This window comes from Salmonella sp. 32031103-2018-00083-FB-01-SM-01, assembly GCF_017571995.1.
Taxonomy (GTDB): domain Bacteria; phylum Pseudomonadota; class Gammaproteobacteria; order Enterobacterales; family Enterobacteriaceae; genus Salmonella; species Salmonella enterica.
In genome coordinates, this window is sequence record NZ_JAGEQL010000004.1 from 393,652 (window position 1) to 406,103 (window position 12,452).

Genomic DNA, 12,452 nt, shown 5'->3' on the forward strand with positions numbered 1-12,452 from the left:
TTTTGCTTTGCAATCAGAAATTGTTTGCAAATATTTGTCACAGGTAACAAAAAAAGCCCGCCTCTCATTGATAGAATCACACCAAATCACAACGGCAAATGTGCCTTTTAAAACATTCATCCGCTCTCAGGTGTGAGGAAATTAACATGAATCTTAAGCTGCAGCTTAAAATACTTTCTTTTCTGCAGTTCTGTCTGTGGGGAAGCTGGCTCACTACCCTGGGCTCGTATATGTTCGTCACCTTAAAATTTGACGGCGCATCTATTGGCGCAGTTTATAGTTCACTGGGGATTGCTGCCGTCTTTATGCCGACCTTGCTAGGCATTGTGGCTGACAAATGGCTGAGCGCGAAATGGGTCTATGCCCTGTGTCATGTCGTCGGCGCCATCACGCTATTCATGGCCGCGGAAGTCACTACGCCTGGGGCGATGTTCTTTGTGATCCTGCTTAACTCGTTGGCCTATATGCCGACGTTGGGCTTGATCAATACCATATCGTATTACCGCCTGCAGTCTGCCGGCATGGATATTGTGACTGACTTCCCGCCTATCCGTATCTGGGGCACCATTGGCTTTATTTTGGCGATGTGGGGCGTGAGTTTCTCCGGTTTCGAGCTGAGCCATATGCAGCTTTATATCGGCGCGACGCTTTCTGTTCTGCTGGTACTGTTTACTTTTACCCTGCCGCACATTCCGGTGGCGAACCAACAGAAAAACCAGAGCTGGACATCAATGCTGGGCCTTGACGCTTTTGCGCTGTTTAAAAATAAGCGGATGGCGATTTTCTTCATCTTCTCCATGATGCTGGGCGCGGAACTGCAGATCACCAACATGTTTGGCAACACCTTCCTGCATAGCTTTGATAAAGATCCGCTATTCGCCAGTAGCTTTATCGTGCAGCACGCCTCGGTGATGATGTCGATTTCGCAGATTTCTGAGACGTTATTCATCCTGACCATTCCGTTCTTCCTGAGCCGTTATGGTATTAAGAACGTTATGCTTATTAGTATTGTGGCGTGGATGCTGCGTTTCGGCCTGTTCGCTTATGGCGACCCGACGCCGTTCGGTACCGTTCTGCTGGTATTGTCGATGATTGTGTACGGCTGCGCCTTCGACTTCTTCAACATTTCTGGCTCGGTGTTTGTCGAAAAAGAAGTACGCCCGGAAATCCGCGCCAGCGCGCAGGGGATGTTCCTGATGATGACCAATGGCTTCGGCTGTATCCTGGGCGGCATTGTGAGCGGTAAAGTGGTGGAGTATTACACTCAAAACGGCATTACCGACTGGCAGACCGTGTGGCTCATCTTCGCAGGCTACTCGCTGGTGCTGGCCTTCGCGTTCGTAGCCTTGTTCAAATACAAACACGTTCGCGTTCCGGCAAGTTCGCAACCCGTTGCACATTAATTCTTGCCCTGTTTCGCAGGCCGGATAAGGCGTAAATGCCTTATCCGGCCTGCAGGCAACGTTACTTTAAAACATATCCGTACAAGCGTTGAATTCCATCGGCATCAGTCTCGCTATATACCCCCTGCAATTCAGGCGAAAAACCGGGCAACAGATTGATGCCCTCTTCCAGCGCCAAAAAATAACGCTGCGCCGCGCCGCCCCAAATCTCCCCCGGCACCACGCACAGTACGCCCGGCGGGTATGGCAATGCCCCCTCGGCAGCAATACGCCCGTCCGCCTCGCTGATACGCACCAGCTCTACATCGCCGCGAATAAAGGCGCTGTTGGCGTCCTGTGGGTTCATCGCCACATGCGGCAGGCTTTCTTTGCGGAACATCGCTTTTTGCAGATCCTTAACGTCAAAGCTAACGTACAGGTTGTGCATCTCCTGACATAGCTCACGCAGGGTGTAATCGCGGTAGCGCACCGGGTATTTCTGAAAAACCGTCGGCAATACATCCGCAAGCGGCGTATCGTCTTCAATGTGTCGTTCAAATTGCGCCAGCATCGCGACCAGCCGCGCCAGTTTCTCTTCGCTCTCAGCGGGTGTCAGCAAGAACAGAATCGAGTTGAGATCGCACTTCTCAGGCACAATACCGTTCTCACGCAGATAGTGGGCGAGAATGGTCGCCGGGATGCCGAATTCGGTGTACTGCCCACTATCGGCATCAATACCTGGCGTGGTCAGTAACAGTTTACAGGGGTCGACAAAATACTGGTCATCCGCATAACCCTCAAAGCCATGCCATTTCGCCCCGGGCTCAAAACTGAAGAAACGACGATTGCTGGCAATGGTCTCCGTCGGATATGCCTGCCACGGCTTGCCGTCAACCACCAGTGGGATAAAGGGCTGAAGCAGTTTGCAACGGGCGAGAATGGCTTTACGCGCGTCAATGCCCAGCGCAACGCACTCCGCCCACAGGCGGCGACCGCTCTCCCCTTCGTGGATTTTGGCATTGATATCCAGCGCCGCAAACAGCGGGTAGAACGGACTGGTCGAGGCGTGCAACATGAAGGCGTTGTTCAGGCGTTTGTGCGGGCAAAAACGCGCCTGGCCGCGAATATGGTTATCTTTTTTGTGGATCTGCGAGGTTTGTGAGAACCCCGCCTGTTGCTTATGTACCGATTGGGTCACAAAGATCCCAGGGTCGTTTTCATTAAGCTCCAGCCGCAACGGCGAGGTATCCGCCATCATATTGATAAACTGCTCATAGCCTACCCACGCGGAGTCAAACAGAATGTAATCGCAGAGATGCCCGATTTTATCCACCACCTGACGGGCGTTGTAAATAGTGCCGTCATAGGTACCCAGCTGAATGATCGCCAGGCGGAACGGACGCGACGCATCGGCGCTTTCCGGCATCACGTCACGAATCTGGTCGCGCAGGTACGTTTCATCAAAACAGTGCGCATCAATGCCACCGATAAAACCAAACGGGTTACGCGCCGCTTCAAGATAGACTGGCGTCGCCCCGGCCTGAATCAGGGCGCCGTGGTGGTTGGATTTGTGATTATTACGATCAAACAGCACCAGATCGCCGCGCGTCAGCAGGGCGTTGGTGACCACTTTATTCGCCGCCGAAGTCCCATTCAGCACAAAGTAGGTTTTATCCGCATTAAACACTTTTGCCGCAAATTTCTGCGCGTGTTTGGCAGAACCTTCATGTATGAGCAGATCGCCAAGTTTCACATCGGCGTTACACATATCCGCACGAAACAGGTTTTCACCAAAAAAGTCATAAAAATGGCGGCCTGCGGGATGTTTTCTAAAAAACTCGCCATGCTGGTGCCCCGGGCAAGCAAAGGTACTATTCCCCATGTCGACATACTGGGTCAGGGTGCCATAAAAGGGCGGCAGAAGTTCTGCTTCGTAGAGACAGGCAGCGTTTTCCAGCTCCAGCCATTCCTGCGCGTTCCCACCTATTACCGCCGTAACGCCGACAGGCGCGCTGACGGGTTCATCCGCAAGCATAAACACCGGCAGGTGAAAACCGGTGCGTTTAAGCAACGCCAGAATACCGCTACGGCTGTCGGCAGTGGTAATGACGACTGCGGCCACATCGGTAAAGTCGGTACTGTCCAGCGCCACTACGTTTCGGTGGGTGGAGAGACGGGGGATGAGTTCACCGCTGGCGGCAATATTCATTGATTTCATAAGCGCAAATACCCGTTTCGGGAGTAGAGTAACCCCGGACAAAGCCCGATGCCTTGCCCAACGAGATGCCGGGTCAAACTGGATACCAGCTCCGACCGCCAGACATCAGTAAAAACAGACTGTTTCTGATTTTACTGTTGTCCTGCAGTGAGCGTGCGCTGCCCTCACCGCATAGCGGGGACGACAAAAAAAAGGAAAGAAAGGGGCAAACCTCGCGCAGTCAGGCGACAGTGAAAACAATATAAAGGCGCTATGTTCATCCCGGCGAGCCCCATGCTGGCAGGAGAAATTTCGCGCAATCATGGCACCTTTCACCAGACGGCGCAAGGTAAAATCAGCGCTCTATACGTCACAGATAATCAAGCTATTAACAGCTTAATCGCGTGATAATAAGGCAATTTGAAAGACAAATAACAGGAGTCATTGTGGTAATTGGACCTTTTATTAACGCTGGCGCAATTTTATTCGGCGGCGTTATTGGCGCGCTGTTAAGTCAGCGTCTGCCAGAACGGATTCGCGTCTCAATGACGTCTATTTTTGGTCTGTGCTCTCTGGGTATTGGCATTCTGCTGGTGATGAAGTGCGCTAATCTTCCGGTGATGGTGCTGGCGACGCTGGTCGGCGCGCTTATCGGCGAGTTTTGTTTGCTGGAAAAAGGCATTAATGGCGCAGTCGCGAAAATCCAACAATTATTTATGGCATCGGGTAAGAAGCCAACACACGACTCATTTATTCAAAGTTACGTCGCTATCATTGTACTTTTTTGCGCCAGCGGCACCGGTATTTTCGGCGCGATGCATGAAGGGATGACTGGCGATCCAAACATTTTGATCGCTAAATCTTTTCTGGATTTTTTCACTGCCATTATTTTCGCCTGTTCGCTTGGCATCGCCGTTTCGGCGATTTGCGCGCCGATGTTGATTATCCAGTTAACGCTTGCCGCCTGCGCCACCCTCATTCTTCCGTTGACCACGCCGGCAATGATGGGCGACTTTAGCGCTGTGGGCGGACTGCTGCTGGTGGCGACCGGCTTGCGTGTATGTGGAATCAAAATGTTTCCGGTAGTGAATATGCTCCCGGCGCTGTTGCTGGCGATGCCGATTTCCGCCGCATGGGCGATGTTTTTTGCCTGATTCTGCGTGCAATAGCAACAAAGTGGTGATAGATTGTGCAGTCTACGTTGATTTGAAGAAATTTCGTTGACGAAGCGAGGCGATTACGGTTTAATGCGCCTCGTTGCCCGGATAGCTCAGTCGGTAGAGCAGGGGATTGAAAATCCCCGTGTCCTTGGTTCGATTCCGAGTCCGGGCACCACCTTTCCTTTTTATGCTTCCTTATGAATTCCTCGATGTCTTCAAGTCAATAAGTTTGAACATAGACTCTTTCCAGAAATTATTGCCATATGATCTCTATTAGACCAATATAAACGGATGCGTGATCATAATAAAGGCAGTAATAGTAAGTTTTAACATTAAACATACTGCGAAATTTCAATTAAGTTTCCATCAGGGTCCCTGATGTAGATAGACATTATCTCGCCTGTAGCTCCAGTTCTCTCAACCGGGCCTTCAACAATGGGAATGCCTGCCTGTAAGATCTCAGACACAACATCATTTATCGGTGTCGATGTAATAAAACATAAATCGGCAGATCCCGGCGTTGGTCTACTCGCTTTTGGTTCGAACTCCATTTCTTGCTGATGGAGGTTAATTTTTTGCGCTCCAAATATTAACGCTTTTCTGTTTTGTTTAAATGTTACCGCAGAAAAACCAAGTACCTCTTCGTAGAATCTTATTGTGGTTGATATATCAGATACCGTTAATACAAGGTGATCAATTCTGTCAATTATCATTTGAATAGACTCATGATGTTTATATTTTGGGGATGCTACATTAAAAAATAGCATTAACCTACTTTTAAATCAGATGCATTTTTTTTGCATCTACTCTAAGTTGCTGCCGAAAATTGGGATGCGCCAATTCAATGATCCTGAGCGCACGCTCGGTTGAAGAGAGCCCCTTCAGGTTTACGGAGCCAAATTCAGTGACTATCCAGTGCGTATCCGTTCGTGGGGTTGTTACAGGCCCCTCAAGGCGGGGAACAATACGAGAAATCGTATCATTCGCGGCCGTTGAGCGTGTCGTAATAATGGAACGACCTCCTTTAGATGCATATGCGCCTCTGACAAAATCCAATTGCCCTCCTGAAGCGCTGTACTGGTGTCCAAGCAAATATTCAGAGTTACAGGCACCAGTGAGATCGATTTGTAAGGTAGCGTTAATGGAGACAACATTCTCATTTTGCGCAATGATCCCCGGATCGTTAACATAATCGACAGGCCGACTAAAAAAAGAGGGGTTGTCGTTGAGATAGTCATACATATCCTTTTGTCCCATAGCAAAAGTAAATACAGACATTCCCCGGTCGATATTTTTACGCTGGTTGGTAACGACGCCTTGTTGAATCAAACTTACCAACCCCGGATTCAGCGCCTCTGTATGGACCCCCAGATCATTATGTTCCTTGAGCGCATTACAGATGAGCTCCGGTAATGCGCCGACCCCCATCTGGAGACAAGCGCCATCTGGCACAAGAGAGGCGATAATCTGACTGATAGCAATATCTTCGGCTACGGCAGTACGTATTGGTAGTTCAATTAAAGGGACATGGTTTTCAACAATGGCGTCAATTTCTGAAATATGGATTGCAGCACCTTCTCCATGAACGCGCGGCATATATTTGTTAACTTCGACAATAAGCTTTTTAGCTGTCCTCGCAATCCGGGTGGAATAATCGTTTCCAGTTCCAAAATTAAAATAGCCATACTTATCCATAGGGGACACGGTGTGAATAAAGGTATCAATACCAATATCATCAGCCAGTAATCGCGTCGCCTGATGAAAATTTGAAGGTACATAGTTAACTATTTTTCGCCCGGAACTCTCAATCCCCTGACGTATTAAAGCCCGTTCAATACCGGTAATAAACATACTGTAGAGATGAATATAGTCACTTAGCTCATAACGGAAAATAGTGTTCCCGGCAATGCTGGCTGTTTCATAACAGTAAACCCGCAGATCGTTGATTTCTCCCCTTTTCGCTCGCTTTGCCAGCGCATTCAGCAAAGCTGGAGGCTCTGCTGCAAACATTCCCATAGAGAGGTGACTGCCGGAGGTAATTAAAGTAACCGCCTCGTCAGGCGTCACGCATTTTTCGGCATACGCTGCATTAACATTCATCATGACTCTAAACCTCAGGGCGATTTCTCAATAAGCGGCGTCTTCTTCAGGCGAACATCCACAGCAATAAACTAACATTGTTCGTTCGAAGCGCATGACCTCTACACCATTCTGGTTAATACCACATGTCCGAACGGTAACGATGCCTTGTCCCGGGCGACTATTTGACAGGCGTTTGCTGAGTACAGTGCTTTCAGCATAAAGTGTATCCCCTGCGAAAACCGGATGGACGGCTTGTACCTTATCCCAGCCAAGATTGGCCACGACCCTGGCGCTGACAGTACGCACGCTCATACCGGTTAAAAGCGCCAGAGTGAACGTTGAATCAACCAGTAACTTTTTCCATTCCGTTTTGCTGGCGTAAGCCGCATCGAAATGGACCGGCTGCACATTGAGAGTGAGCAGGGTAAACCACACATTATCGGCGTCCAGAACCGTCCGGCCGGGACGATGTTCAAAAACATCACCGGGATGAAAATCCTCCCAGTAAAGACCCGAAATTTCTCGGTAGCGCCCCTCGCTAATGGTTTTATAAGCGGGTAATAACGTGTTCATAATCAATTCCTCTGTTAATAAAATCAGGAAAAGATCCCTGCCCGGGCGAGTAATCTCCGGGCCTGACGGGCAACGGCTGCATCTATCATCATGCCGCTAACGATCCCGACGCCTTTGGCATTCTCTGTCAGTACTGCACGAGCATGATTAATTTCTGCCGTTGTAGGAGTAAATGCGGCGTTGATTACACTAATCTGAGCGGGGTGAATAGCCGATTTTGCAGAAAAACCAAAACTGAGCGCCTGCAGCGTTTCCTCTTTCAGACCTGAAAAATCGCCTATATCAAAGAAGGGAGCATCTATTGCAAGAAGCCCTTTCATAGCGCAGGCAGCCACTATTCTGGCCCGCGCCAGCGCAAGAGGCTCCCAGGCGGGTGTGGCGCCAATGTCAGCCGCCATATCTGCGGCGCCAAACATCAACCCGCAGAGTCTGGGGGTGGCGTCCGCAATAGACTCTACGGCATTAAGTCCGACAACTGACTCAATAATGCCAATAAGGCGAGTATCAGAACCAGCCATCATGATAAGACTATCCACGATTTGCAGGTGCGCGGCTGACTCTGTTTTCGGAAGAATAATGTAATCAGGAAAAAAACGGCATTCCAGTAACATATGCAGGTCTTCAATGCCAGCATGAGTATTCATTCCATTAATTCTTAATGCTATTTTCAGCGATGAGTTTGGTCGGGATGAAAGGAACTGCATCGCAATTTTCCGGGCCTGCGCCTTGTCATTCGGGGTGACGGAATCTTCAAGATCGATAATAGAAATGTCCGCCGCACTTTCAACTGCTTTTATGAAACGTTCTGGTCGAATTGCTGGGGTAAAAAGCCAGCTACGTGTCGGTGTATGAGAAATATCGGGCATATTGCACCTCCTGTTAACCTCACTATGCGCTCGCCGGTTTCATTCTTCCAATATATGATGGTGCCATTCTTAATTGCTTTTGGAGATGAGGATGGAACTGCGCCATATTCGCTATTTTCTCGCCGTCGCTGAAGAGCGGCATTTCACGCGGGCTGCGACAAAAGTAGGCATAGGTCAGCCGCCGCTAAGCCAACAGATTAAGGATCTGGAAAGAGAGCTGGGAGCGCAGCTATTCCGGAGAGTGCCTCATGGCGCGGAATTAACCGAGGCTGGAAAAGCATTTTATGATGTTGTTAAAGGGATGCCTGCTACCGCGACAAGAGCCGTGCTGGCAGCGCAGCGTGTTGCCAGGGGGGAATCGGGCGTGTTAAGGGTGGGTTTTACTGCCTCTGCGGCATTTAACAGTGTGGTGCCCGGCGCAATCCGTACTTTCAAGCGGGCTTATCCTGACGTTCGTTTGCAGCTTGAGGAAGGAAATACAACTCAACTGGCTGATGAATTGAATGAAGGATCGCTGGATGTTGCCTTTCTGAGACCCGGTTTTACAGGCAATGAACGGTTCCAGCTCAGGTTACTGTCTGAAGAGCCAATGGTTATTGTGCTGGCAGAAACGCATCCTGCTGCGGCGTGTAAACAGATTGCACTCTCGATTCTCAAAGATGAGTTTTTTTTACTCTTCCCACGTGAAATCGGCCTGTCGCTTTATGACGTAGTGATCGAGGCCTGCGGTAAAGCGGGCTTTGAACCGAAAATTGGTCAACTCGTGCCGCAAATTTCGTCAGTCATTAACCTTGTGTCGGCAGAGATGGGCGTGTCGATGGTTCCAGATTCAATGAGACAGGTTAATGTCAAGGGAGTAGTATACCGCCCCGTTGCAGACCAGATGCCCGTCGCAAAGCTGGCTCTGGCATACCGGCGCGGCGATACATCACCAACGCTGAGAAACTTCATCCTGAAAGTCACTGGCTGAATGCGGTTATGTGAGCGTTGAATAATCATTTGAAACGTAACCAATAATTATTGGTCCGATTTTGTGTCTAAAGGAATCGCTAACGGAGCAGGAACTGGCTGCAATGTCTGTGGATCGACAGCCAGATAACGCCCGGTTTTACTGTCGATACCCACATAATCGATAAGCTTGCCTTTGGCATAAAGCACCATTGTCTGTTTTGCAAATGCCTCATATGCACTGCTCAGTATTTTCACTTTATCCACATAATCTGCTGCGAGATTATGCGTTTCCAGGGGGGCACGTTGCAGGTTGAATAATTCCCATGGCGCATTACCCGCCAGTGGGAATACTGTGACAAGACGACGCAATTTCCATTCCCCATCTATCCAGGCCGCCTGATTATGGAGTTCAACACCATATTGTGTGCGAGGCGCGTGCAGACTTTCACCGGTCAGATAGCGTTTAAAACTCACGCCGATCATTGGCAGTGTCGGTCTTTCAGATAATGATTTACTGACATCAATACCTGCAAATTCATAGAGCGTGGGCGCGACATCATACGCCGCCATTGTGGCGTTATCTATGGCGCCATTATGGATGATACCAGGACCGGAAATCATAAAACTGGTATTAATTCCCCCCTGACCGCTGGTCGTTTTGTGATAGCGACCATAAGGCGCATTGCTGACATCAGCCCAGTGTGGACCATAAGAGATAAATGAATTTTTACGACCAATATTTTCGTAACGATTATCGAATTGCTTCCAAAAATCCGGTTCAGATTCATAGTGAAAGCCCTCCGCCGGATTCACCCCATTATCACTTAAGAAGACCAGAATCGTGTTTTTATCGCGCCCGGTCTTTTTTAACGTCTCAATAACGGTACCAATCTGTGCATCCATATTGGCGATCATAGCAGCGTAAACCTGCATCACCTTCGCCGTATATTTCTGCTGTTCCGGGGTCATCGCCTGCCATTCTTTATCAAGTTCCAGTCCTGGCAGAGGTATGTCATCACGCAGGAAACCCAGTTTCTTCAAACGAGCAATACGCTGACGATAGACGTCTGCATAGCCCTGTTCATACTGATTTTTAAAACGACTAATCCATTCATCCGGCGCCTGCAGAGGATCATGTGGCGCAGTAAAGGCCAACCACGCGAAGATAGGTTGTTCCCGTGGCGTCTCGCTGATCCAGCGATTAATCTGGCTGGCATAGGCTTCGCTGGAGTAAAAACTGGAGGGCAGTGAAATGCGCTGATTGTCACGGGTATAATAGGTATGAAATATCTCCACGGTTCCCAGCGGCACGGCATCATCAAAGTGACTGGCGCCTCCCCCCATCAAGGCGAAAGAATGACGAAAGCCCCGATCTTTTGGCGTCGAGCCTGGCGTAAAACCAAGATGCCATTTACCCGCCATCAGCGTATTGTAACCAGCATCTTTAAAGCGTTCAGCCATGGTCGTCACCCGATCAGTCAGGCGCAATTCATAGCCTTCCTTACCTATGGTATTTTCATACCACCACATACCGCCTATACCCGCTTGCTGACTGGTGTTCCCGGTTAATAGCATCGCACGGGCGGGAGCAGACATGGGAGACGTGTAATATTGACTCATCCGCACGCCGTTCTCAGCCATCGCCTGCAAATTAGGCGTTGGGATTTCCCCACCGAAGGGAGTGATATCAGAATATCCCATATCATCAGCGATAATCACGATAATATCAGGACGTTCGTTTTGCGTACTGTGCGCCGTACCGGAGAAGATAATGCTGAGTGTGGCAAGTGTTACTTGTTTTTTCACGGCTTATTCTCCATTTCAGACTACGGATGTTGTACAAGAGCGGCGGGCAAATGCGGCAAGATGGACCATCAGCCCGAAAATCTGCCCATAACGTCAGCACGCCAGGCTTTCAGTCCATTCAGATTCCGGGGCCAGGCGCGTAGCGGAGCCAGAATCTCAGTGAAAAAAGAGTAATAGCCGCTACAAAGTCGGTTGTAGCCGGCACTGTTGATATGTGCGGGGCAGCCTCCCTGGCAGACTATTTTCACAGAACACCGTTGACACTCCCGGCGCTGGCTTTTCTTAATACCAAAGGGAAGCCGGGTTGCGGTATCTACGGCTGGCGCTAACATATTATTAGAAAGCTGTCCCAGGTAATGCTGGCTATTAATCAGATGATCGCAGGCATAGAGTTTGCCGTCCGGCTCCATGACCAGATTCGTTCCGCAGCGGGCGGAATGGACACAGGTGGCGCTGATATGCGTAAAATATTGTGCCCATGCCTGTTCAATGTTGATCACAAAAACCCGTCCCATATCGCCGCGTTTGCGCCATTGACGCCAGATATCAATCATGAAACGCCCCCAGTTATCCGCACTCAATTGGTAATTTTGCTGTAGGGCGTTGCCTTCGTTCATCAGTGGCTGAAATTGCAGATAACGAGCGCCAAGGCTAACAACATGATCGTAGATGGCTGCCGCATGGCTAGCCATGTCATCATGCACGACAATCAGTACGTTAAAATCGACTCGATAGTGTTGTAACAATGTGATTCCCCGCAACACCGCCGGATAACTGGACTCGCCGCGTTTGCCCGGACGATGGTAATTTTGCAAGTCTTCACTGCCCTCAAGACTGATGCCAATAGTAAAATTATTGTCGCGAAACAGACGACACCAGGCATCGTTTAACAACGTCGCGTTCGTTTGCAGACTATTACTGATCGTCACGCCGTCAGGCGCATATCGTTGTTGAAGCGCTATTACCTTTTTATAAAAACCGATTCCGGCTAAAAGCGGTTCACCGCCTTGCCAGACAAAATTAATTTCACGCGCACTGGCAGGTTGCGCCGCAATATAGCGACAAATAAAAACCTCCAGCGTTGATTCATTCATTTTTTCTACGGGCGTTTCGCCCTGTGGGTAATAACAATAGCGGCAGGCCAGATTACATGCAGGGCCTATGGGTTTTGCCAAAATATGAAAGGGTATCTGCGCGCGATATTCAGTCATTACGGGGATTTGTTGTTGCCGTAATGTGTTGAGATTCAACATTATTCTGTCCTGTAATTGTCATTTCTGATGCGGAGACATGACTCACATTTCGCAATAGCGTCCGTCTGGTGCTGCGGGCAGAATGCCGCAAGCAAGCTTTATCTATTGATACGCCGGTTTTCTGCATAGCGAATGACGCTATTGAAACGTTATTTAGCAAATCCTGTCTGAGCCAGAAATTA

Annotated in this window: 10 protein-coding genes and 1 tRNA gene; 4 read left to right on the plus strand and 7 right to left on the minus strand. The window is 49.3% G+C overall.

The genetic code is table 11. The annotated features are described in order from the left end of the window. The first annotated feature begins 146 nt into the window (after positions 1-146). Entirely contained in the window at positions 147-1,403 is a 1,257-nt protein-coding gene (locus J4614_RS14590) for a nucleoside permease (protein WP_001049804.1), read from the plus strand. Positions 1,404-1,464: 61 nt separating this feature from the next. Here J4614_RS14590 and J4614_RS14595 read toward each other — a convergent pair whose 3' ends face one another. Continuing rightward, positions 1,465-3,600, minus strand: a complete 2,136-nt coding sequence (locus J4614_RS14595; protein WP_000839721.1) for an ornithine decarboxylase — start codon at positions 3,598-3,600, stop codon at positions 1,465-1,467. 425 nt (positions 3,601-4,025) lie between these two features. Between J4614_RS14595 and J4614_RS14600 the strand changes: the two genes are divergently transcribed. Both J4614_RS14600 and J4614_RS14605 read left to right on the plus strand, forming a co-directional pair. Next, positions 4,026-4,733, plus strand: coding sequence for a DUF554 domain-containing protein (locus J4614_RS14600; RefSeq protein WP_000234466.1), 708 nt, complete (start codon positions 4,026-4,028; stop codon positions 4,731-4,733). A 105-nt stretch (positions 4,734-4,838) separates the two neighbouring features. Continuing rightward, a tRNA-Phe gene (locus J4614_RS14605) sits at positions 4,839-4,914 on the plus strand. A 157-nt stretch (positions 4,915-5,071) separates the two neighbouring features. Here the strand turns inward: J4614_RS14605 and J4614_RS14610 are convergent. The 4 genes from J4614_RS14610 to ripC form a co-directional block, all read right to left on the minus strand. Beyond that, positions 5,072-5,452 carry a VOC family protein gene (locus J4614_RS14610; protein ID WP_000582672.1) on the minus strand — a complete coding sequence of 127 codons (381 nt, stop codon included), beginning with the start codon at positions 5,450-5,452 and terminating at the stop codon, positions 5,072-5,074. 64 nt (positions 5,453-5,516) lie between these two features. Further along, positions 5,517-6,842, minus strand: a complete 1,326-nt coding sequence (ripA, locus tag J4614_RS14615; RefSeq protein WP_000982331.1) for an itaconate CoA-transferase RipA/Ict — start codon at positions 6,840-6,842, stop codon at positions 5,517-5,519. Between the two features lie 24 nt (positions 6,843-6,866). Next, complete coding sequence (gene ripB / locus J4614_RS14620; protein WP_001094308.1) at positions 6,867-7,394, minus strand: (R)-specific enoyl-CoA hydratase RipB/Ich; 528 nt, start codon at positions 7,392-7,394, stop codon at positions 6,867-6,869. 23 nt (positions 7,395-7,417) lie between these two features. Next, positions 7,418-8,260, minus strand: coding sequence for an itaconate degradation C-C-lyase RipC (gene ripC, locus J4614_RS14625; RefSeq protein WP_001112897.1), 843 nt, complete (start codon positions 8,258-8,260; stop codon positions 7,418-7,420). 91 nt (positions 8,261-8,351) lie between these two features. Between ripC and ripR the strand changes: the two genes are divergently transcribed. Further along, the gene (ripR, locus tag J4614_RS14630) at positions 8,352-9,230 is read left to right on the plus strand and encodes an itaconate degradation transcriptional regulator RipR (RefSeq protein ID WP_000423178.1); all 879 of its coding nucleotides are present in this window, start codon (positions 8,352-8,354) and stop codon (positions 9,228-9,230) included. Between the two features lie 47 nt (positions 9,231-9,277). On the opposite strand, the gene J4614_RS14635 is transcribed toward ripR, so the two are convergent. Beyond that, entirely contained in the window at positions 9,278-11,017 is a 1,740-nt protein-coding gene (locus J4614_RS14635) for an arylsulfatase (RefSeq protein WP_208293222.1), read from the minus strand. A 68-nt stretch (positions 11,018-11,085) separates the two neighbouring features. Beyond that, positions 11,086-12,270, minus strand: coding sequence for an anaerobic sulfatase maturase (locus J4614_RS14640; RefSeq protein WP_000933446.1), 1,185 nt, complete (start codon positions 12,268-12,270; stop codon positions 11,086-11,088). Positions 12,271-12,452: the final 182 nt, after the last annotated feature.